The organism is Streptomyces cupreus, from assembly GCF_014257025.1.
GTDB lineage: Bacteria > Actinomycetota > Actinomycetes > Streptomycetales > Streptomycetaceae > Streptomyces > Streptomyces cupreus.
In genome coordinates this window covers 1-21,509 of sequence record NZ_JACMSF010000044.1, presented here as the reverse complement: position 1 = coordinate 21,509, position 21,509 = coordinate 1, and the positions used below count along the sequence as shown (strand labels likewise).

General features: G+C 71.6%; 23 protein-coding genes and 1 pseudogene. 8 read left to right on the top strand and 16 right to left on the bottom strand.

The features are described from left to right. Positions 1-28: 28 nt before the first annotated feature. The 3 genes from H4N64_RS46895 (at position 29) to H4N64_RS31760 (ending at position 1,131) form a co-directional block, all read left to right on the top strand. On the top strand, positions 29-115 hold the full coding sequence (locus tag H4N64_RS46895; protein WP_351985706.1) for a putative leader peptide: 87 nt from the start codon (positions 29-31) through the stop codon (positions 113-115). A gap of 81 nt (positions 116-196) precedes the next feature. Beyond that, the gene (locus H4N64_RS31765) at positions 197-727 is read left to right on the top strand and encodes a cupin domain-containing protein (protein ID WP_186285889.1); all 531 of its coding nucleotides are present in this window, start codon (positions 197-199) and stop codon (positions 725-727) included. Beyond that, positions 718-1,131, top strand: a complete 414-nt coding sequence (locus H4N64_RS31760) for a rhodanese-like domain-containing protein (protein WP_222109644.1) — start codon at positions 718-720, stop codon at positions 1,129-1,131. Before H4N64_RS31765 ends, H4N64_RS31760 begins: the two co-directional genes overlap by 10 nt. 37 nt (positions 1,132-1,168) lie before the next feature. Here the strand turns inward: H4N64_RS31760 and H4N64_RS31755 are convergent. The 3 genes and pseudogenes from H4N64_RS31755 to recA form a co-directional block, all read right to left on the bottom strand. Then, positions 1,169-1,480: pseudogene (locus H4N64_RS31755) on the bottom strand (sugar ABC transporter substrate-binding protein); the annotation flags it as partial. A gap of 27 nt (positions 1,481-1,507) precedes the next feature. After that, on the bottom strand, positions 1,508-2,356 hold the full coding sequence (gene recX, locus H4N64_RS31750; RefSeq protein ID WP_186285887.1) for a recombination regulator RecX: 849 nt from the start codon (positions 2,354-2,356) through the stop codon (positions 1,508-1,510). 3 nt (positions 2,357-2,359) lie between these two features. Further along, positions 2,360-3,484 (bottom strand): recombinase RecA, encoded by a 1,125-nt coding sequence (gene recA, locus H4N64_RS31745; protein ID WP_186285886.1) that lies wholly within the window; start codon positions 3,482-3,484, stop codon positions 2,360-2,362. 275 nt (positions 3,485-3,759) lie between these two features. Between recA and H4N64_RS31740 the strand changes: the two genes are divergently transcribed. Then, positions 3,760-4,332 carry a GNAT family N-acetyltransferase gene (locus H4N64_RS31740; RefSeq protein WP_186285885.1) on the top strand — a complete coding sequence of 191 codons (573 nt, stop codon included), beginning with the start codon at positions 3,760-3,762 and terminating at the stop codon, positions 4,330-4,332. A gap of 4 nt (positions 4,333-4,336) precedes the next feature. Here H4N64_RS31740 and H4N64_RS31735 read toward each other — a convergent pair whose 3' ends face one another. Together H4N64_RS31735 and H4N64_RS31730 are read right to left on the bottom strand one after the other, a co-directional pair. Then, the gene (locus tag H4N64_RS31735) at positions 4,337-5,596 is read right to left on the bottom strand and encodes an AI-2E family transporter (protein ID WP_186285884.1); all 1,260 of its coding nucleotides are present in this window, start codon (positions 5,594-5,596) and stop codon (positions 4,337-4,339) included. Positions 5,597-5,656: 60 nt separating this feature from the next. Beyond that, positions 5,657-5,854: a DUF3046 domain-containing protein gene (locus tag H4N64_RS31730; protein WP_186285883.1), complete on the bottom strand. Its 198-nt coding sequence runs from the start codon at positions 5,852-5,854 to the stop codon at positions 5,657-5,659. Between the two features lie 79 nt (positions 5,855-5,933). On the opposite strand from H4N64_RS31730, the gene H4N64_RS31725 reads away from it, so the two are divergent. Then, complete coding sequence (locus H4N64_RS31725) at positions 5,934-6,878, top strand: hypothetical protein (protein ID WP_186285882.1); 945 nt, start codon at positions 5,934-5,936, stop codon at positions 6,876-6,878. Positions 6,879-6,888: 10 nt separating this feature from the next. Here H4N64_RS31725 and H4N64_RS31720 read toward each other — a convergent pair whose 3' ends face one another. From H4N64_RS31720 to H4N64_RS31710, 3 genes are read right to left on the bottom strand one after another with little or no spacing between them, the layout of a single operon-like run. Next, complete coding sequence (locus tag H4N64_RS31720) at positions 6,889-7,197, bottom strand: AzlD domain-containing protein (protein WP_186285881.1); 309 nt, start codon at positions 7,195-7,197, stop codon at positions 6,889-6,891. After that, positions 7,194-7,916, bottom strand: a complete 723-nt coding sequence (locus H4N64_RS31715) for an AzlC family ABC transporter permease (protein ID WP_186285880.1) — start codon at positions 7,914-7,916, stop codon at positions 7,194-7,196. Before H4N64_RS31715 ends, H4N64_RS31720 begins: the two co-directional genes overlap by 4 nt. Further along, on the bottom strand, positions 7,823-8,779 hold the full coding sequence (locus H4N64_RS31710) for an AraC family transcriptional regulator (RefSeq protein WP_186285879.1): 957 nt from the start codon (positions 8,777-8,779) through the stop codon (positions 7,823-7,825). Before H4N64_RS31710 ends, H4N64_RS31715 begins: the two co-directional genes overlap by 94 nt. Before the next feature lie 93 nt (positions 8,780-8,872). Between H4N64_RS31710 and H4N64_RS31705 the strand changes: the two genes are divergently transcribed. The 3 genes from H4N64_RS31705 to H4N64_RS31695 are packed head-to-tail and all read left to right on the top strand — an operon-like array spanning position 8,873 to position 15,341. Further along, entirely contained in the window at positions 8,873-13,660 is a 4,788-nt protein-coding gene (locus H4N64_RS31705; RefSeq protein WP_186285878.1) for an ATP-dependent helicase, read from the top strand. 59 nt (positions 13,661-13,719) lie between these two features. Next, positions 13,720-14,544, top strand: a complete 825-nt coding sequence (locus H4N64_RS31700) for an Fpg/Nei family DNA glycosylase (protein WP_186285877.1) — start codon at positions 13,720-13,722, stop codon at positions 14,542-14,544. 32 nt (positions 14,545-14,576) lie between these two features. Continuing rightward, positions 14,577-15,341 (top strand): SDR family NAD(P)-dependent oxidoreductase, encoded by a 765-nt coding sequence (locus H4N64_RS31695; RefSeq protein ID WP_186285876.1) that lies wholly within the window; start codon positions 14,577-14,579, stop codon positions 15,339-15,341. Here H4N64_RS31695 and H4N64_RS31690 read toward each other — a convergent pair. The 8 genes from H4N64_RS31690 to H4N64_RS31655 form a co-directional block, all read right to left on the bottom strand. Continuing rightward, positions 15,289-15,564 carry a hypothetical protein gene (locus H4N64_RS31690; protein WP_186285875.1) on the bottom strand — a complete coding sequence of 92 codons (276 nt, stop codon included), beginning with the start codon at positions 15,562-15,564 and terminating at the stop codon, positions 15,289-15,291. The genes H4N64_RS31695 and H4N64_RS31690 overlap by 53 nt on opposite strands. Positions 15,565-15,656: 92 nt before the next feature. Further along, a complete protein-coding gene (locus H4N64_RS31685) occupies positions 15,657-16,127 on the bottom strand; it encodes a Dps family protein (RefSeq protein ID WP_186285874.1) in 471 nt (156 codons plus the stop codon). A 158-nt stretch (positions 16,128-16,285) separates the two neighbouring features. Then, positions 16,286-16,666 (bottom strand): helix-turn-helix domain-containing protein, encoded by a 381-nt coding sequence (locus H4N64_RS31680; protein ID WP_015657463.1) that lies wholly within the window; start codon positions 16,664-16,666, stop codon positions 16,286-16,288. Between the two features lie 109 nt (positions 16,667-16,775). Beyond that, positions 16,776-17,321, bottom strand: coding sequence for a nicotinamide-nucleotide amidohydrolase family protein (locus H4N64_RS31675; protein ID WP_186285873.1), 546 nt, complete (start codon positions 17,319-17,321; stop codon positions 16,776-16,778). Further along, entirely contained in the window at positions 17,318-18,031 is a 714-nt protein-coding gene (gene pgsA / locus H4N64_RS31670) for a CDP-diacylglycerol--glycerol-3-phosphate 3-phosphatidyltransferase (protein WP_186285872.1), read from the bottom strand. The genes H4N64_RS31675 and pgsA overlap by 4 nt, the downstream gene beginning before the upstream one ends. Beyond that, a complete protein-coding gene (rimO, locus tag H4N64_RS31665; protein ID WP_186285871.1) occupies positions 18,028-19,497 on the bottom strand; it encodes a 30S ribosomal protein S12 methylthiotransferase RimO in 1,470 nt (489 codons plus the stop codon). Before rimO ends, pgsA begins: the two co-directional genes overlap by 4 nt. 86 nt (positions 19,498-19,583) lie before the next feature. Further along, positions 19,584-20,417, bottom strand: a complete 834-nt coding sequence (locus tag H4N64_RS31660) for a RodZ domain-containing protein (protein WP_186285870.1) — start codon at positions 20,415-20,417, stop codon at positions 19,584-19,586. A 244-nt stretch (positions 20,418-20,661) separates the two neighbouring features. Continuing rightward, the coding region (locus H4N64_RS31655) for an FtsK/SpoIIIE domain-containing protein (protein WP_186285869.1) at positions 20,662-21,509 on the bottom strand (848 nt) is incomplete at its 5' end.

Here is a 21,509-nt window from a genome sequence, read left to right as displayed (position 1 = left end):
TCCGCACCGCCATGGTGTACTCCGGATCGTGACCGACACCTGTGTGCACCTGTGGCGGAAGGTCCATGTGGACCTCGTCCGCTACGCGGGCTGCATGTGTACCCGGTCCTGCTGAATTCGCATCTCTCCACTCCTTTCCGGGCGCGGCCGATGTGTCATCGCGCGCTCCTCGCGAACCCTCATCAGGACGGTCGAAGTGTCTGTCTCGCCTTCCCTTTCCTCTTCCGTTTCCACTGCTCCCACGCAGGCGGACCTCCTCGATTTCGTACGGCGCACCGCCGCCGACGCCGAGCTGATCGCCTCGCTCCCGCTCGACCCCGAGGGCCGCACCTGGGTGCGTCTGGAAGGGCCCGCCGGCAGTGAGGCCTGGCTGATCGGCTGGCCGCCGGGCTCGGGCACCGGCTGGCACGACCACGCGGACTCGGTCGGCGCGTTCCTGACGGCGACCGGTGAGCTGAAGGAGAACTCGCTCGCCGCCCGGCTGCCCACGGACGGCTGGAAGACCCTGGAACTCAGCGAGGACGTCGACCGGGAACGCAGGCTGCCGGCCGGCAAGGGCCGCTCCTTCGGCCGCCACCATGTCCACGAGGTCCTCAACGAGTCCCTCGACCGGCACGCGATCTCCGTCCACGCCTACTATCCGCCGCTGCCCCGGATCCGCCGTTACAGCCGCAGCGGGCCGATCCTGCGTCTGGAGCAGGTGGAGCGGCCGGAGGACTGGCAGTGAGCGGCCTCGGTGAACGGCCCGTCGGGATCGACGAGTTGCTGGAGCGGGTCCGCGCGACGTACGCGCGCGTGGAGCCCCACGAGGCCTACGATGCCGCCCAGTCCGGCGAGGCGCTGCTGGTGGACATCAGGTACGAGGCACTGCGGGAGCGGGACGGGCTGGTCCCGGGGGCGCTGGTGGTCGAGCGCAACGAGCTGGAGTGGCGGCTGGATCCGCGCGGGAGCCATCGGGTGCCGGAGGCGAGCGGCCACGACCTGCGGGTGGTGCTGTTCTGCAACGAGGGGTACGCGTCCAGCTTGGCGGCGGAGTCGCTGCACCGGCTGGGGTTGCATCGGGCGACCGATCTGGCCGGGGGGTTCCAGGCCTGGCGGGCGGCGGGGCTGCCGGTGACGGATCCCGCGTGACGGGCCCCCCGCGTGGCGGGTTCCGAAGGGGCGCACCTCACGGCACGTCCGGCGGGCAGTAGAGCGGTGCCGTGTCCGCGTTGCTCTTGGTCACCAGGCGGACCGGGGTGTGGGCGATTCTCTCGGCGTCCGAGTCACACAGGAGGGAGGTCGTGTTCGTCACCGCCAGTTCGCCGGTGTCCGCGGCCGAGTTGGCGACGGTCGCGGCGAACCGGCCGTCCTTGAGCGGGGCCAGCCCCTCGTCGGTGCCGTTGACCGTGACGACCCTGACGTCCTGGGCGCCGGCCGCGTCGACGGCCTTGCGGACGGCGAAGGCCATCGCCTCGTTGGCGACGAACGCGTAGTCCAGGTCCAGCGGGGCGTCCGATGCCCCGCGTCAGTACCCCTCGCCCTCCAGAAACTCCGTCTCCTCCCCCTCCCCCTCCAACGCCTGCCGGACCACCCGAAGCGCCATCCCCTCGGGATACCCCTTGCGGGCCAGCATCCCGGCGAGGCGGCGCAGACGCTTGTCGCGGTCGAGGCCCTGGGTGGAGCGGAGCTTGCGGGCGACGAGTTCGCGCGCGGTCGCCTCCTCCTGCTCGGAGTCGAGCTGACCGACGGCCGCGTCGATCAGCGAGGAGTCGACGCCCTTGGTCCGCAGCTCCTGGGCGAGCGCCCGCCGGGCCAGCCCCCGCCCGTGGTGCCGGGACTCCACCCAGGCGTCCGCGAACGCGCTGTCGTTGATCAGTCCGACCTCCTCGAACCGCGACAGCACCTCCTCCGCGGCCTCGTCCGGGATCTCCCGCTTGCGCAGGGCGTCGGCGAGCTGCTTGCGGGTGCGTGGAGTCCCGGTGAGCAGGCGCAGGCAGATCGCCCGTGCCCGCTCCACCGGGTCCCCCGGGGGCTCCCCCTTCTCGGCCCTCGACGAGGCGGAGGTGCCTCCGTCCTCACCGGACGGCTCTTCGCGACCGCGCCGGCGACGCCCCCGGGCGCCGCCCGCGCCACGAGCCCCGCCGGCTCTCCGGCGCGAACCGCCGGCGAGCTCATCGGCCTCCGACGCCGGGCCACCGCTCACCCGGCGCCCGCCGCCGTACGGTCCGTCCGTGCCGGGGGCGCCGTCTTCGTCGTACGGCCCCTCAGAGCTGTACTCGCCGCCCGTCTCGGCGGAACCCGCGACGCCTCTCCCGTCCCGCTCATAGGGCGGGTCCGGGTAGGCGTACTCGGCCCAGTCGGTTCGTCGTGTCACGGGTCAGCTCTTGGCGGCGGCCTTGGTCTTGGCAGCCTTGGCCGCGGCCGGAGCGGGCACCGTCTTGGCGGCCTCGTCCGCGGCGGCGGAACCCGCGGCGTCCGCACCCGGCTCGGCGGCCGGCTCCTCCGGACGCACGCCGACGCCCAGCTTCTCCTTGATCTTCTTCTCGATCTCGTTGGCCAGGTCGGGGTTGTCCTTCAGGAAGTTGCGCGCGTTCTCCTTGCCCTGACCGAGCTGGTCGCCCTCGTACGTGTACCAGGCGCCGGCCTTGCGGACGAAGCCGTGCTCCACGCCCATGTCGATCAGGCCGCCCTCGCGGCTGATGCCATGGCCGTAGAGGATGTCGAACTCGGCCTGCTTGAAGGGCGGCGCGACCTTGTTCTTGACGACCTTGCAGCGGGTGCGGTTGCCGACAGCCTCGGTGCCGTCCTTCAAGGTCTCGATGCGGCGGATGTCGATACGCACCGAGGCGTAGAACTTCAGCGCCCGGCCACCGGTCGTGGTCTCCGGGGAGCCGAACATCACGCCGATCTTCTCGCGGAGCTGGTTGATGAAGATCGCGGTGGTCTTCGACTGGTTGAGCGCGCTGGTGATCTTCCGCAGGGCCTGGCTCATCAGACGGGCCTGAAGGCCGACGTGGCTGTCGCCCATCTCGCCCTCGATCTCCGCGCGCGGGACGAGCGCGGCGACGGAGTCGATGACGATGAGGTCGAGGGCGCCGGAGCGGACCAGCATGTCCACGATCTCCAGCGCCTGCTCGCCGTTGTCCGGCTGGGACAGGATCAGGTTGTCGATGTCGACGCCGAGCTTCTTCGCGTACTCGGGGTCGAGGGCGTGCTCCGCGTCCACGAAGGCCACCTGGCCGCCGGCCTTCTGGGCGTTCGCCACCGCGTGCAGGGTCAGGGTCGTCTTACCGGAGGACTCCGGTCCGTAGATCTCGACGACGCGGCCGCGCGGCAGACCGCCGACGCCGAGGGCCACATCGAGCGCGGTCGACCCGGTCGGGATGACCTCGATGGGCTCCTTCGACCGCTCGCCCATGCGCATGACCGCGCCCTTGCCGAATTGCCGTTCAATCTGTGCGAGCGCGGCATCCAGGGCCTTCTCGCGGTCGGTTCCTGCCATGGGTTCCACCCGATTTGCTTGAGTCGATCGCTTCACGTCAAAGACGCTAACGCCTGCCACTGACAATGCGCCCCGACGCCCGTCCGGCCTGTGGATAACTCGGGCACTTCCCTATCGAAACCAGGGCAAACAACCCACCGAGAGCCCCGCCGGAGATTCCATAAGAATGGATGTTCGATTTTCGTGTCAAGGGCACCACACGGGCGCCCGACGGGTCGACGACGGGTGGGAAACATCGTCGGCATCGCGGAACCCCTTGGTTCTATCGTGCAGCCATGACCATCGAGGTTCGTCCCGCGTCGGTCTTCGAGGACGTCCGGGCCGTGCTCGGCCCGAAGTCACCCGGAGCCAACGTCTGCTGGTGCCTGAGCTATCGGATCCCGTCCAAGCTCAACAAGGAGCTGCGCGGCCCGGCCCGCGGCGAGTACGTCGCCGAGCTGTGCCGGGCCGACCCTCCTCCCGGGGTGATCGCCTACGACGGCGACGAACCGGTCGGCTGGGCCGCCGTGGCCCCGCGCGCGGAGACCTCCTTCGCCCGCAACCGCAAGATCCCGCACGTCGACGAACTGCCGGTCTGGTCGCTGTGGTGCATCCGGGTCCGCCCCGGCCACCGCAAGCAGGGAATCTCGCACGCCCTCATCGAGGGCGCGGTGGAGTTCGCCCGCGCCCAGGGCGCACCGGTCGTCGAGGCGTACCCCCTCGACAACGGCGACGCCAAGGTCGACTTGACGATGGCGTACGCCGGTCTCCGCAAGAACTTCGAGCGCGCCGGGTTCGTCCACGTCGCCGACACCACCTCGGTGCTGGCCGGACACCCCCGCATCCTGATGCGGCTCGACCTGCGCTGAAGGCTCAGCCCGTGTCGGTCTCCGAGGCGGGGGCCTCTCCCGGCCGCCGGGCCCATATCTGCCGCGCGCGCGTGAGCATGCCGGGGCCCGGCCGGCGCCCCCGGTGCCCGTGCACACGTGGGTCGTCGGTGACGTCGTACCGCTTCACGTACGCCCCCAGGAACGCCTGGAGCGTGGCGACCGCCGGGATCGCGATCAGGGCGCCCACCGCGCCCAGGAGAGCGGTGCCGGCGATGACGGAACCGAAGGCGACCGCGGGGTGCACGTCGACGGTCTTCGCGGTCAGCTTGGGCTGGAGCACATAGTTCTCGAACTGCTGGTAGACCACGACGAAGATCAGCACCCACAGCGCGTACCAGGGATCGACCGTGAAGGCGATCAGCATGGGCAGGGCGCCCGCGAGATAGGTGCCGATGGTCGGGATGAACTGCGAGACCAGGCCCACCCAGACGGCGAGCACGGGCGCGTAGGGCACATCCAGGGACTGGAGCAGGATGTAGTGGGCTATCCCGGAGATCAGCGCCATCAGACCGCGCGAGTACAGATAGCCGCCGGTCTTGTTCACCGCGATCTCCCACGCGCGCAGCACCTCGGCCTGCTTGGCGGGCGGCAGGACGGAGCACAGGGCGCGGCGCAGTCGCGGACCGTCCGCGGCGAAGTAGAACGAGAACAGCGTGATCGTCAGCAGCTGGAACAGACCGCCGATGACCTGGGTGGACACATCGAGGACACCGGTCGCGCTGTTCTGCACGTAGTTGCGCAGCCAGTCGGAGCGCAGCAGGCCCTCCTGGATGTCCACGCGCTTCAGATCGGTCTGGAAGTGGGTGTTGATCCAGTTGATCACGGAGTCGAGGTAGTCCGGGAATCCCTCGACCATCGTGATGATCTGGCCCGCGAGCATCGAGCCGAGCAAGGTGACGAAGCCGGCGGACACCACCATCACGGCGAGGAACACCAGCGCCGTGGCCAGCCCCCTGCGCATCCCGCGGGCGGCCATCCAGCTCACCGCGGGCTCGATGGCGAGGGCCAGGAAGAACGCGATCAGGATGTTGATCAGCAGCCCGGTGAGCTGGTGGAAGGCCCAGCTGCCGAGCTGGAAGGCACCGACGAGCGCGAGCGCGAGCACCATGGCGCGCGGCAGCCAGCGCGGCATGCGCGCATGCGGCTGCGTGACGGCGCCGTCGGCCGGGGGCTCGGCCGGCGGCGCCGTAGCGAACGAAGAGGTGTGCGGGGCGAGCTGCCCGGTGTCGTCAGTGGGTGCCACGGAGCAAGTCTCGCCCACGCCACCGACAATCGGAGGCGGTCCTGCGATCTTCGTGACCTGTCAGCGCTGTTCCTGTGGCACGTTCATGACCTGGCAGACGACCCGCCACACGTCCTTGGCCTCCCAGCCGGAGTCCAGTGCCTCGTGCACGGTGCGTCCGCCGAGCTCCGACATCACGTGATCGCGCGCGAAGGTCTCGGCGTATCCCGCCGTGCCGAAGTGCTCCGCCATCCGCTCCCAGAAGACCGTCAACCTCATGACGTCAGTATCCCGCCCTGAGGGTGGGCCCTCGCGGGGACCCCTCGCCGAGACCGCTTTCCGGCCTACGGTCTGACGCATGGCCGAATCAGGAGCTTCCCCACCCCCCCCGACGCCCCCGGCGCACTCCCCGCTCTTCCGCGCCGAGCAGTTCGTGTGGCTCACCGCGCGCGTGCTGGAGCAGCGACTCTTCGCGCATCACTTCCTGCACGGCGGCGCCGACCCGGTGGAGACCGCGCTGGACGCCTACCGCAACGACGACGGCGGTTACGGTCACGCGCTGGAACCCGATCTGCGCGGCCCGGTCAGCCAGCCGCTGCACACCGCGCACGCGCTGCAGGTGCTGGACGCGGTCGGACGCTGCGGCGGGCAGCGCGTGGAGCGCGTGTGCCGCTATCTGACCTCGGTCTCCACCGCGGAGGGCGCCCTTCCGGCGATCCATCCCAGCCAGCGCGGCTACCCGGCGGCGCCGTTCATCCCGATCGTGGACGACCCGCCGAGCGAACTCCTGGCCACCGGTCCGGTGGTGGGGGTACTGCACAGCAACGAGGTGTGGCACGCCTGGCTGTTCCGGGCGACGGACTTCTGCTGGCAGGCGGTGGAGTCCCTGGAAAAGTCCCATCCGTACGAGATCGAGGCCGCGGTGGCCTTCCTGGACTCCGCACCGGACCGCTCGCGCGCGGAGGCGGCCGCGGACCGGCTCGGCCGCCTGGTCCGCGAGCACCGGCTCGCGGCACTGGACCCGGACGATCTCGACGCCTACCCGGTGGCGCCCGGCTACGCCCCCGCCGAACACCACTTCCCGCACGACTACGCGAAGAGTCCGCGTTCGCTGGCACGCGCGTGGTTCACCGACGACGAGATGGCTCGCTCGCTGGACTTCCTCGCCGCCGAGCAGCAGGAGGACGGCGGCTGGCCGATCCGGTGGCGCCGCTGGGCTCCGGCCCCCGCCTTGGAGGCCCGCCCCATGGTGACCATCGCGGCCCTGCACACGCTGAGGGCCTACGGGCGGGCCATCGGGTGACCTCCGCGGGTCATCCGCCCAGCGCCCGCACCCCCGCGGTCACCACCACGGCCGCCCCCACGACCAACAGGAACGGTGCCCGCAGCACCAACGCCACAGCGGCCGCCGCAAGCCCGGCCGCCCTCGCGTCCAGCACCAGCGCGCGCCCGTCGGCGAAGGTCTGCTGGGCCGTGAGGGCGGCGAGCAGCGCGACGGGCAGCAGCGCGGCGAGCCGCCGGACCAGAGGCCGTTCCAGGACGCCCGCGGGCACCAGGAGTCCGGCGAGCTTGACGGCGTAACAGCCGAGGACGGTCAGCGCGATGGCGATCCAGATGTTCAACGGTCCCCCTCCCGCAGCCCGCGCCGCCCCTGGGCCCACAGCACGACAGGTGCCGCCAGCGCGGCCACCAGCACCGGTACACCGGCCGGCAGGACGGGCAGCAGCCCGAGTCCCAGTACGACCGCCGCCCCGGCGACAGCGCGCTCGGTCGTGCTCGTCAGCATCGGCGCGAGCAGCGCCAGGAACACGGCGGGTCCGGCCGCGTCGAGGCCCCAGGCGTCGGTGTCCCCGATGGCCTCGGCGCCGAGCGCTCCGGCCAGGGTGGTGAGGTTCCACAGCGCGTACAGGCTGAGCCCGGTCACCACGAACCCGATCCGCGCGGCACGCCGTGTGGGCTGCGCGAGCGCGACGGCGGCCGTCTCGTCGATGACCCACTGGGCCGCGAACGGCCGCACCGCGCGCGGGAGGGCGAGCACCTGCGACAGACGCAGCCCGTAGAAGGCGTTGCGCACCCCGAGGAAGAAGGCCCCCGCGGCCGCCGCGATCGGCCCGCCCCCGGCCGCCAGCGCCCCGACCAGCGCGAACTGGGACGCACCGGTGAACACCAGAAGGCTGAGCGCACAGGTCTGCCAGAGCGTGAGCCCGCTGCCGGCCGAGGTCACCCCGAACGCGAACCCGGACAGCCCTACGGCGACCCCGACCCCGAGCCCGTCCCGTACGACCGCGGCGTCCGGCTTTCCTCCGCCGTCCCGTATGTCTGTGAGTGTTGTGTCTGCCACGCCTCGGACGGTAGGAGCAGCCGCCCTTTCGGGTCTTGTACGTTCTTGCGCTCGCGCTGGTACGCGCCCGGGGGCACGCCCACGATCCGGGTGAAGTGCCGGTTCAGATGCGGCTGGTCGACGAAGCCCACGGCGACGGCGGCCTCGGCGGGCGCCACACCGGCGTCCAGCAGCCCGCGCGCCCGCCGTACCCGGGCGTCCGTGAGCCAGGTGTGCGGTGGCATCCCATAGGCGTCCCGGAACGCGCGCAGCAGCGCGAAGGGGCTGGTGCCCAGTTCACCGGCGAGCTTCTCCAGGGTCGGCGGCTCGGCCATCCGTTCCTGGAGCACGCCACGCGCGCGTGCCGCGATCCTGGCTCCCGCCGTGCGCACCTCGCGCTGCGGCAGCGCCCCGCCGTTCAGCCGCAGCAGCCGCGTCACGGCGACCCGCAACAGCGTGTCGGCGGCCAGCGCGTTGCCCTCGTCGGCGGCGCGCAGCACCTGATGGACCAGGGACACGGCGTAGGGGTCGTCGAGGACCGGGGACACGAAGCCGGGGGTGCCGCGGATCGCCGTGGTCTCGGCCGCGATCTCCGCCACGACCTCGGGCGACGGATACACCGCCCCGTACCTCCAGCCCTCCGGCACCCCGGCCCGCCCGGTGTGCGGGGTGTCGGGGTTGACCAGGGCGAGCGCTCCGGCGCCCGCGTACTGGTCGGAGCCGCGGTGGTGGAAGACCTCGACGCCGTCGGCGATGGCGGCGATCACGAAGTGCTCGTGGGTGTGCCGGACGAACGTCTTGCGGATGTACCGGGCCCGCAGCAGGTCGACACCGGGCAGCTCCGCGTACTGCCAGTGCCGCGCCCGCTCGTTCGATCCCGCCATGCCCCCATTGTCACCGCCCCCGGACCGGCGCCGCCGCCGACCGCGTTCGCGCAGGTCAGCGTCATTGTCAGTGGCCGGGTGCAGGATGGACGCATGGTCAGCTCCGCACACCGAGCTCTGGACGTCTTCTCCCCCGCGACCCGCGGCTGGTTCACGGGGGCCTTCTCCGCGCCCACCGCGGCTCAGGCGGGCGCGTGGCAGGCCATCGGCGAGGGCTCGGACGTCCTGGTGGTGGCCCCCACCGGGTCCGGCAAGACGCTGGCCGCGTTCCTCGCCGCCCTGGACCAGCTGGCCTCGACTCCCCCGCCCGCCGACCCCAAGAAGCGCTGCCGCGTGCTGTACGTCTCCCCGCTGAAGGCCCTGGCGGTGGACGTCGAGCGCAATCTCCGCAGCCCGCTGACCGGCATCCGCCAGGAGTCCGTCCGCCTCGGCCTGCCCGAGCCGGAGGTCAAGGTCGGCATCCGCTCCGGCGACACCCCGGCCGCCGAGCGCCGTGCCCTGTCCACCCGCCCCCCGGACATCCTGATCACCACGCCCGAGTCCCTGTTCCTGATGCTGACCTCGGCCACCCGCGAGGCGCTGACCGGCATCGAGACGGTGATCCTGGACGAGGTGCACGCGGTCGCGGGCACCAAGCGCGGCGCCCATCTCGCGCTCTCCCTGGAGCGTCTGGACGAGCTGCTGCCGAGGCCCGCCCGCCGCATCGGCCTGTCCGCCACTGTCCGGCCGGTCGACGAGGTCGCCCGCTATCTCTCCCCGCGCCGCAAGGTGGAGATCGTCCAGCCGAAGTCGGGCAAGGAGTTCGACCTCTCGGTGGTGGTCCCGGTCGAGGACCTGGGCGAGCTGGGCGGCTCCCCGGTGGCCGACGGCAATGAGGGCGGGGAGCGCCCGTCGATCTGGCCGCATGTCGAGGAGCGCATCACCGACCTCGTCCAGTCCCATCGCTCCACCATCGTCTTCGCCAACTCCCGCCGTCTGGCGGAGCGCCTGTGCAACCGCCTGAACGAGATCGCGTACGAGCGGGCCACCGGCGAGCCCTTGGACGAACATCACTCCCCCGCCGAGCTGATGGGCGGCTCCGGGGCCGCCCAGGGCGCCCCGCCGGTCATCGCGCGCGCCCACCACGGCTCGGTCTCCAAGGAGCAGCGCGCCCTCGTCGAGGAGGACCTCAAGGCGGGCCGGCTCCCCGCCGTGGTGGCCACCTCCAGCCTCGAACTGGGCATCGACATGGGCGCGGTCGACCTGGTCGTGCAGGTGGAGTCCCCGCCCTCCGTGGCCTCGGGGCTCCAGCGCGTGGGCCGCGCGGGACACCAGGTGGGCGCGGTCTCGACCGGCGTGGTCTTCCCGAAGTACCGCGGCGACCTGGTCCAGGCGGCCGTGGTCACCGAGCGGATGCGCACCGGCGCGATCGAGTCGCTCCGCGTCCCGGCCAACCCCCTGGACGTACTGGCCCAGCAGCTCGTCGCCATGACGTCGATGGACACCTGGCAGTTCGACGACCTCCTCGCCACGGTCCGCCGGGCCGCCCCCTTCGCCTCGCTCCCCGAGTCCGCGTTCACGGCCGTCCTCGACATGCTCGCCGGGCGCTACCCCTCGGACGCCTTCGCCGAACTGCGCCCGCGCGTGGTGTGGGACCGCGTCGCCGGCACCATCACCGGCCGCCCCGGCGCCCAGCGCCTCGCCGTCACCTCCGGTGGCACCATCCCCGACCGCGGCCTGTTCGGGGTGTTCCTCGCCGGATCCGACCCCAAGAAGGGCGGCGGCCGGGTCGGCGAGCTCGACGAGGAGATGGTCTACGAGTCCCGCGTGGGCGATGTCTTCACGCTCGGCACCAGCTCCTGGCGCATCGAGGACATCACCCGCGACCGCGTCCTGGTCTCCCCCGCTCCGGGCGTCCCCGGCCGGCTCCCCTTCTGGAAGGGCGACCAGCTGGGCCGCCCGCTCGAACTGGGCCGCGCGGTGGGCGCGTTCCTGCGCGAGGTCGGCTCGCTCACCAAGGAGGACGCCCGGCTGCGCCTGCTCGCCGCGGGCCTGGACGCCTGGGCCGCGGACAACGTCCTGTCCTACCTGGACGAACAGCGCGAGGCCTGCGGCCACATCCCCGACGACCGCACCATCGTCGTCGAGCGCTTCCGCGACGAGCTCGGCGACTGGCGGGTCGTCGTGCACTCCCCGTTCGGCGCCCAGGTGCACGCCCCCTGGGCCCTGGCCCTCGGTGCCAAGCTCTCCGAGCGGTACGGCATGGACGCGCAGGTGATGCACGCCGACGACGGCATCGTGCTGCGCCTGCCGGACGCCGATCTGATGGGCCTTGACCTGCTCGACCAGGAGCCCATGAAGGCGGGTACGGAGTTCGACGCCGACCAGGCCCCCGTCGGCGCCGCGGACGTCGTCTTCGACAAGGGCGACGTCGACCAGATCGTCACCGACCAGGTCGGCGGCTCGGCCCTGTTCGCCTCCCGCTTCCGGGAGTGCGCCGCCCGCGCCCTCCTCCTGCCGCGCCGCAGCCCCGGCAAGCGCACCCCGCTGTGGCAGCAGCGTCAGCGCGCGGCTCAACTGCTCCAGGTGGCCAGCGAGTTCGGTTCGTTCCCGATCGTCCTTGAGGCGGTCCGCGAATGCCTCCAGGACGTCTTCGACGTCCCGGGACTGGTCGAGCTCATGGGCGACCTGGAGTCCCGCAAGGTGCGCCTGGTCGAGGTCACCACCCCCGAGCCCTCCCCCTTCGCCCGCTCCCTGCTGTTCGGCTACGTCGCCCAGTTCCTGTACGAGGGCGACTCCCCGCTCGCCGAGCGCCGCGCCGCCGCCCTCTCCCTCGACTCCCGGCTGCTGGCCGAGCTGCTCGGCCAGGCGGAGCTGCGCGAACTGCTCGACGCCGAGGTGCTGACCGAGCTGGAGCAGGAGCTCCAGTGGCTCACCGAGGACCGCCGCGTCAAGGACGCCGAGGGCGTCGCGGACCTCCTGCGCCTCCTCGGCCCGCTCACGGACGCCGAGCTGGCCGAGAGGGGCGCGGAGCGGCAGTGGGCGCAGGAGCTGGCCGGAGCCCGCCGCGCGATCAAGGTCCGTGTCGCCGGCGCCGACCACTGGGCGGCGATCGAGGACGCGGGGCGTCTGCGCGACGCCCTCGGCACCGCTCTGCCGGTCGGCGTCCCGGAGGCCTTCACGGAACCGGTGAAGGACCCGCTCGGCGACCTCCTCGCACGCTACGCCCGCACCCACGGCCCCTTCACCTCGGTCACCGCTGCGGCCCGGTTCGGACTGGGTGTGGCCGTCACCGAGGGCGCCCTCCAGCGGCTCGCGGCGGCGGGCAGAGTCGTCCAGGGCGAGTTCCATCCGGCCGGGATCGGCCAGGAGTGGTGCGACGCGGCGGTGCTGCGCCGCCTCAGGCGCCGTTCCCTGGCCGCGCTGCGGCACGAGCTGGAGCCGGTGCCCCCGGCCGCGCTCGCCCAGTTCCTCCCCCAGTGGCAGCACATCGGCAAGGGACACGGGCTGCGAGGCATCGACGGACTGGTGCGCGCCATCGAGCAGTTGCAGGGCGCGTCGGTGCCCGCCTCCGCCCTGGAGAAGCTGATCCTGCCGTCCCGGGTCGCGAACTACACACCGGCGATGCTCGACGAACTGACCGCCGCCGGAGAGGTGGTGTGGGCGGGCGCCGGCGCCCTGCCCGGCAAGGACGGCTGGGTCTCGCTGTACATGGCGGACGCGGCCCCCCTGCTGCTGTCCGCGCCCCACCCCCTGGAGCTGACCGCGCTCCACCAGTCCGTCCTGGACGCCCTGTCCGGGGGCTACGGCCTGTTCTTCCGCCAGATCGCCGACCAGGTCCGCGCCACCACCCACCCCGACGCCACCGACCCCCAACTCGCCGACACCATCTGGGAACTGGCCTGGTCGGGCCGCCTGACGAACGACACGCTGGCACCGATGCGCTCCCTGCTGGGCTCGGGCCGCACCGCGGGCTCCACGGCCCACCGAGCCAAGCGCACCGTCCCGCGCGGGCGCTACGGCTCGCTCACGGCGGCCGCCCGCCCCGCCTCCCGCTCGGGCCCGCCGACCGCCGCGGGCCGTTGGTCCCTGCTCCCCGCCCACGAACCCGACCCCACCGTCCGCGCCCACGCCCTGGCCCGCGCCCTCCTCGACCGGCACGGCGTGGTGACCCGGGGCGCGGTCTCCGCGGAAGGCGTCGAGGGCGGCTTCTCGGCGACGTACCGCATCCTGTCCGTCTTCGAGGAGAGCGGTCAGGCCCGGCGCGGCTATGTGGTGGAGGGCCTCGGCGCCGCGCAGTTCGCGATGGACGGCGCGGTGGACCGGTTGCGCGCGGTCTCGAACGCCCGCGACCGCGGCGAGGCACTGCCGGCCCCGCCCTTCGAGACCGAGGCCTTCGCGGGCCACGACTTCGACGAGGGCGCAGCGCACTTCCTCCCCACCAGGCCGGACGAGTACATCTCGCCCCGCGACTTCCCCCCGCCCGCACACCGCCCGCGCCCCGCCCCCGACTCCCGGGCCGTCGTCCTCGCCGCCGCCGACCCGGCGAACGCGTACGGCGCCGCACTCCCCTGGCCCGAGCCCCCGACCGGCGCCGGGCACAAACCGGGCCGCAAGGCGGGCTCGCTGGTAGTGCTGGTCGACGGTGAGCTGACCCTCTACATGGAGCGCGGCGGCAAAACCCTGTTGGCTTGGCTCACCGCCCCGGACGACGCCCCGACGGACGACCCCCGCCTGCACACGGCGGCCGACGCCCTCGCCGCGGCCGCCCGCGCGGGCTCCCTCGGCACCGTCACCGTCGAACGCGTCAACGGCGCCTCGGCCCTGACCTCCCCCCTCGGCACCCTCCTGGAAGGAGCGGGCTTCATCGCCACCCCCCGCGGTCTGCGCCTGCGCGCATGACCCGGAAGCCCAGGCACATGCGCGATCCGCATCACCGGCCCGCATGCAACCCTTGACCCATGCCCGAAGGAGACACGGTCTGGCAGGCCGCGCAGCGCCTGCATTCAGCCCTCGCGGGCAAGGTCCTGACCCGCAGCGACTTCAGGGTGCCCAAGTACGCCACGGTCGACCTCACCGACCGCACCGTCCTGGACGTCACCCCGCGCGGCAAGCACCTCCTCACCCGCATCGAGGGCGGCCTGACCCTGCACTCGCACCTCGGCATGGAGGGTTCCTGGAAGGTGTACGCCGACCGGCAGCGCTGGACCGGCGGCCCCACCCACCAGATCCGCGCGGTCCTCGCCACCATCGACCGCACAGCCGTCGGCTACCGCCTCCCGGTCCTCGAACTGCTCCGCACCACCGACGAGTCCCGAGCCGTCGGCCACCTCGGCCCCGACCTCCTGGGCCCGGACTGGAACCCCGAGCAGGCCCTGGCCAACCTCCTCGCGGACCCCGCCCGCCCCCTCGGCGAGGCCCTCCTCGACCAGCGCAACCTCGCCGGCATCGGCAACATCTACAAGAGCGAGCTCTGCTTCCTCCTGGGCGCCACCCCCTGGCTCCCGGTCGGCGCCCTCCCGCCCGACCGCGTGGCGAAACTCCCCGCCCTGGCAAGGAAGCTCCTGGAGGCCAACCGCGACCGCCCGGTCCGCAGCACGACGGCCCGCCGAGGCCAGGACCTCTTCGTCTACGGCCGCGCACCGCGCCCCTGCCTGCGCTGCGGCACCTCCATCCGCTCCGCCAACCAGGGCGACGGCTCCCGCGAACGCCCCACCTACTGGTGCCCGAGCTGCCAGACCGGCCCGGCCCCCACACCGGGACATCCCCGCCGTACCAACAATTGACGACCCGTCAGAAAGCCTCGTACGGTCCCTTCATGGCCGTCAGCGCGTACGACCTCACCGGACGCACCGCCTTCGTCACCGGCGCCGCGAGCGGCATCGGCCGCGCCTCGGCCGTCCTGCTCGCGGATTCCGGCGCCACGGTGCACTGCGCGGACCGCGACCCACAGGGCCTGCACGAGACGGCGACCCTGATCAAGGGCCGGGGCGGCACCGCCCACACCCACCCCCTGGATGTCACGGACCGCGCCCGGCTCAAACAGGCGATCGCCTCCTGTGAGCGCCTGGACGTACTGGCCGCCATCGCCGGGATCATGCACAGCAGCCCGGTCCTGGAGACGAGCGACGAGGACCTCGACCGCGTCCTGAACGTCAACTTCAAAGGCGTCCTCCACGCCTGCCAGGAGGCCGCCCGTCTGATGCTCGCCCGGCGCATCCGGGGCAGCATCGTCACCATGGCCTCGGGCGCCGTCGACACCGGCGGCCCCGGACTGCTCTGCTACGGCGCCGCCAAGGCGGCCGTCGTCCAGCTGACGAAGACCCTCGCGACCGAGATGGGCCGGCACGGCATCCGGGTCAACGCCGTGGCGCCGGGCTGGATCCGCACGCCCATGACGGACCGCCATGACGACGAAGCACAGGCGCACACCGAGGCGCTCATGACGCGGATGGCGCCCCTGGGCCGCGTCGGCGAACCGGAGGACGTCGCGCACGCGGTGCTGTATCTGGCCTCGGACGCCTCGGCTTTCACGACGGGTCAGATCCTGCGTCCGAACGGGGGTGTGGCGATGCCGTGGTGACCCCGGCCGCCCGCCATGCCCGTACCCACCGCCCCGTGGCCAGCGCGCCCGCGGCCCGTGACTTCGGCACACAGTGCACGGGCAGCAGGCTCAGCCCCCATCCCCCGGCGGCGATCGCGCCCTCCACCACTCCGGCGTCCGGCGCCATGGCGAGCCGCAGCGCGGCCCACCACCACAGCGTCCCGAGCCCGAGCGCCGCCCCCCAGCGCACCATCCCCGCCATGCCCGCCACCTCCGGCCCGAAGCTAGATCGCCGCTCTCACCGCCGGGAGGGCGCACCGACGGCACACGGAAGCAACGCGGACAGCACCCTCGTCATCCGTTCTCGGCCTGGAACATCCAGTGATGCTTCTCCAGGTCCGCCGTGACGGTGATGAAGATGTCCTGGCTGACCGGGTCCGCCTCGCCGGTCGCCTCGACCCGCTCGCGCATCCGGGCGATCACCGCGCCGAGCGCGTTCACCAGCGTCCCCACCGCGTCCACGTCCTTGACCCAGCCTTCGGACACGGCCCCGATGCCGCTGCCGGCGGCCACCGTCGCGGCACGCCCGTCGGGCGGGACGCCAAGGGCCGAGGCGCGCTCGGCGACCGTGTCGGAGTGCGTGCGCGCGGTGTCCACGACCTCGTCGAGTTGGAGATGCACGGAACGGAACCGGGGTCCGACCACGTTCCAGTGGATCTGCTTCGCCACCAGGGCGAGGTCCACGAGATCGACGAGAGCGCCCTGGAGCGCCTCGGAGACGGTCTTGAGGTGGGCGTCGGACAACGGGCTCTTCACGACGTACATCCACATGCTCCGATCGGTGTGCCGGCCCCGATTCCACGCCCTCCACGATGCACGAAAGCCCCGGCCGTCGCCTCTCCAGTTCGCCTGGAAAGACCCCGGCCGGGGCTTCGCACACTTCCTCAGCGCATGATCAGATCATGCGCCCACGCGCGTGAGACTCACGCGGCGACCACGTCCACAGCTTCCGCGGGCGCCTTGATCGTCACCCGTTCCGGTGGCACACCGGTCACCGAAACGGAACCCAGCATCGGTCGGACCGACGTGGGCACGGGCTCGCTGGGGGTGGCCGCAGCAGACTGGGCCAGCTCGGCGAGGGCGAGCTCGTCGCTCACTTCCCGCATGAGCTCGGACATCCGTACGTCCAGCGCGTCGCAGATGGCGGAGAGCAGCTCGGAGGAAGCCTCCTTCTGCCCCCGCTCCACCTCGGAGAGATAGCCGAGTGAGACTCGGGCGGACGAGGAGACTTCGCGCAGAGTACGGCCCTGGCGCTGGCGCTGCCGACGCAGCACGTCACCCAGCAGGCGACGGAGCAGAATCATCGGTGGCTCCCTCCTCGGACCGCGTAGCCGCATCCTTCACGCCCCACCGTACCGCCTCGCGCTGCGGCCGTGCGGGGAGCGATGTCGTGTTCACTCAGGGCTGCAAACATCAAAACCCCCCGTTCTGTTCCGTATCCTGTGCCCGCTCATTCTCGGTCTGTTCGCTCGCAAGCTGCTGAAGGAGCAACGCGAGTACGCTCCGTACACTCTCCATACGAATTTCCGCCCGGTCGCCGTTCAACCGCAGCGAGGCCACTTTCCCGCCACCGGTGGATCCGGAATCCGCCGCCCAGGGCCCGTCCACGGCCACGAAAACGGTTCCGACGGGCTGCCCGTCCTGCTCCTCGGGGCCCGCGACGCCGGTCGTCGCGAGGCCCCAGTCGGCCCCCAGAGCCTTGCGCACTCCCGCGGCCATCTCGGCCGCTACCTGCGGATCCACCGCGCCGCGGCGCTCCAGCAGAGTGGCGTCGACGCCAAGCAGTCGGTGCTTGAGCTCGGTGGCGTAGGCGGTCACCGAGCCCCGGAAGGCCTTGGACGCCCCGGGGGCCGCTGTGATCTCCGCCGCAACAAGGCCACCGGTCAGCGATTCCGCGACGGCGAGGGTCTCGCCCCTCACGGTCAGTAGTCGCACCACCTCGGCGGCCGGGGAATTCACGCTTCCGACTCCTCCGACGCGGCCTTGCGCTCGGCGATGCCCTGTCTGCGCAGCACAATGGCCTGTCTTACATAGTCGAGCCCGGTCACCACGGTCAGGACCACCGCCGCACCCATCACCCAGAACCGAAGAGTGGCCAGCCACCCCGTCAGCGCCAGGATGTACATCCCGACGGCCACGCCCTGGGTGAGCGTCTTGAGCTTGCCGCCCCGGCTCGCCGGGATGACTCCGTACCGGATGACGAGAAAACGCAGCAGGGTGATGCCGAGTTCCCGGCCGAGGATCACCGCGGTCACCCACCACGGCAGATCGCCGAGCGCGGACAGACAGATCAGCGCCGCCCCCATGATCGCCTTGTCGGCGATGGGGTCGGCGATCTTCCCGAAGTCGGTGACGAGGTTGTACGTCCGCGCCAGATGACCGTCGAACAGGTCAGTGATCATGGCGATGGCGAAGGCCGCCCAGGCGAGCGAGCGCCACGCCGGGTCATAGCCGCCTTCGGCCAGCATCAGCGTGACGAACGCGGGCACGAGGAGCAGCCGGAGCATGGTCAGGAGGTTGGCGATGTTCCAGACGCTGGCCTGGTTGACGGCCGCCGCCGCGATCTTCCCGCCCCGGGCCGACTTCGCGCCCCCGGGTTCACCGGAGGTCGCGCCCGCCGGCGTCGCCTTGGAGGAGCCGCCCGCGGCGGATGCCGGGACTCCGGTCATCTGGCCGCCTCCTCACCGGGTACGAACGAGCCCTGGAGCGGCTCGGCCACGAGGTCGACACCCTCGGTGCCGAACACCTTCGCCTCGACCATACGACCGGCACGCAGGCCTTCGCCGCTCGTGAGCAGCACCTGGCCGTCCGTCTCCGGCGCCTGGTGCGCGCCGCGGCCGTACACGCCCTCCTCGTCCACCGACTCCACGAGCACCTGCACGGTCTCGCCCAGGCGCTCCTCGGCCCGCTGCGAGACGAGCTGCTCGGCCAGCCGGGAGACACGTGCCAGCCGGTCGGCGACGACGTCCACGTCCAGCTTGTTCTCGTACGTCGCCGCTTCGGTGCCCTCCTCGTCGGAGTAGCCGAAGACGCCGATGGCGTCCAGGCGGGCGTGGTTGAGAAAACGCTCCAGCTCGGCCAGGTCGGCCTCGGACTCGCCGGGGAAGCCCACGATGAAGTTGGAGCGCACACCCGCCTGGGGTGCCTTGCTCCGGATGGTGTCGAGCAGCTCCAGGAAGCGGTCGGTGTCGCCGAAGCGGCGCATCGCGCGCAGCACGCCGGGCGCGGAGTGCTGGAAGGAGAGGTCGAAGTAGGGCGCGATCTTGGGCGTGGAGGTGAGGACGTCGATCAGCCCGGGGCGCATCTCGGCCGGCTGGAGGTAGCTGACGCGCACCCGCTCGATGCCGTCGACCTCGGCCAGCTCGGGCAGCAGGGACTCCAGCAGGCGGATGTCGCCGAGGTCCTTGCCGTAGGAGGTGTTGTTCTCGGAGACCAGCATGATCTCCTTGACGCCCTGCTCGGCCAGCCAGCGCGTCTCATTCAGTACGTCGCTGGGGCGGCGCGAGATGAAGGAGCCGCGGAAGGAGGGGATGGCGCAGAAGGAGCAGCGCCGGTCGCAGCCGGAGGCGAGCTTCACCGAGGCGACGGGGGCGCCGTCGAGCCGGCGGCGCAGGGGCGCACGGGGGCCGGAGGCGGGCGCGAGGCCGTCCGGGAGGTCCACGGGCGCGTGCCCGGGCAGCGCCACCTCGGCGGCGGACTCCTGCCGCTCGGCCGGGCTGATCGGCAGCAGCTTGCGCCGGTCGCGCGGAGTGTGCGCGGCGTGGATACCGCCGTTCAGGATGGTCTGCAGCCGGTCGGAGATGTCGGCGTAGTCGTCGAAGCCGAGCACGCCGTCGGCCTCGGGAAGGGCCTCCGCGAGCTCCTTGCCGTACCGCTCGGCCATGCAGCCGACCGCCACCACCGCCTGGGTTCTCCCGTGCCCCTTGAGGTCGTTGGCCTCCAGCAGGGCATCCACGGAGTCCTTCTTGGCGGCGTCGACGAAGCCACAGGTGTTGACGACGGCGACATCCGCGTCGGAGGCATCCTCCACGAGATCCCAGCCGTCCGCCTCCAAGCGGCCTGCGAGCTCCTCCGAGTCCACCTCGTTACGGGCGCAGCCAAGGGTGACGAGTGCGACGGTACGGCGTTCAGGCATGGGCTCAAGAGTACTTTGTCTCACTGACACCCCACGTCGACGGGGTTGGCCGATCTTGGCCAACCCCGTACATACATGAGCCGCTCTTAACCGACCTGGGGGTCGCCCTTCGTGTACGTGAGGCGCTCCACGGCCCCCGGCTGCCAGTCGTCGTCGATCTTCTTGCCGTTGACGTAGAGCTGGATCGCGCCCGCGTCGCCGAGGACGAGGTTGATCTTCTCGCTGTCCTGGAAGGTCTTGGACTCGCCCTGCTTGAGCAGGCCGTCGAAGAGAAGCCGGCCGTTGTGGTCCTTGGCGGAGATCCAGCTCTTGCCGTCGTCGGCGCTGACCTGGACCGTCACCTTGTCCTGGGGCGCGGCCGCGATGGCGCTGTCGGTCGGATCCGGCTTCGGGTCCTCGGGCTTCTCGGTCTTGGGCTTGGACGTGGCGGGCTTGCTGGTCGAGGGCGTGGCGCCCTCGGCGACCGACGCCGAGCCGCCGTCGTCACCCTTGAACGCGGTGAACCCGACGAAGCCGATCACGGCGACGATCGCGGCGACCATCGCCGCGGTCCAGTTCGGCCCGCGCCGCTCCGGGCGGATGCGTTCCGCCTCGAACAGCGGGGCCGCGGGGGTGGGCGCGGGCCGCCCGCCGTGATCCGCGTCGTACTGGGCGAGCAGCGGGCCCGGATCGATGCCGACCGCCTTGGCCAGGGTCCTGATGTGGCCGCGGGCGTACACGTCTCCGCCGCAGGGGGCGAAGTCGTCCGCCTCGATGGCATGCACGATGGGCAGGCGGACCCGGGTGGCGTTGCTGACGTCGTCGACGGTCAGCCCGGCAGCGATACGCGCCTGCTGGAGGGCACGGCCGACGGAGAGGCGGGCTTCGTCGGAAACGTCTTCGAACGGACGCTCGTCTTCAGGGGAGTTGCCGATGGACACGGGGGCGCCTTTCGAGCGTGTAGCCACCTGTGCTGGAGGTTCAGTCTAGGGGGGGTGCGAAAGGGTGGGGCAACCGGGCGGTGGGACTTTGTACGCCATCGGTATGGCCCGGCACACCGATGGTGAAGCAGCAGATTTTCGCTTCCCTCAACTTGACGTACGCCAAAGGAAAACAGTTGCTCAATGATCCCTTACGGATGAGTCACAATCGAACATCGGTGGCCCGACCCGCCGGGGACTCCTCTCAAGCCTCCCCGCGGATCTGCGCCAGCACGCCACCCAGCTCGTCAGGCTTCACAAGAACATCACGTGCCTTGGAGCCTTCGCTCGGCCCGACGATGTTCCGCGACTCCATCAGATCCATCAGCCGCCCGGCCTTGGCGAAGCCCACCCGCAGCTTGCGCTGGAGCATGGACGTCGACCCGAACTGCGTGGAGACCACCAGTTCCGCCGCCTGGCACAGCAGATCGAGGTCGTCGCCGATGTCCTCGTCGATCTCCTTCTTCTGCTTGGTGCCCACGGTGACGTCGTCCCGGAAGACCGGCGCCATCTGGTCCTTGCAGTGCTGGACGACCGCCGCGACCTCCTCCTCGGTCACGAACGCGCCCTGCATACGGGTGGGCTTGTTGGCCCCCATCGGCAGGAACAGTCCGTCACCCTTGCCGATCAGCTTCTCGGCACCCGGCTGGTCGAGGATGACCCGCGAGTCGGCGAGCGAGGAGGTGGCGAAGGCGAGCCGCGAGGGCACGTTCGCCTTGATCAGACCGGTGACCACGTCGACCGAGGGCCGTTGCGTGGCGAGCACCAGGTGAATACCGGCCGCACGCGCGAGCTGCGTGATCCGCACGATCGCGTCCTCGACGTCCCGCGGAGCGACCATCATCAGGTCGGCGAGCTCGTCGACGATCACCAGCAGATACGGATACGGCTGGAGCTCGCGCTCGCTGCCCTCCGGCGGCTTGACCTTGCCGTCCCTTATCGCCTGGTTGAAGTCGTCGATGTGCCGGAAGCCGTACGCCGCCAGGTCGTCGTACCTGAGGTCCATCTCCCGTACGACCCACTGGAGCGCCTCGGCGGCCCGCTTGGGGTTGG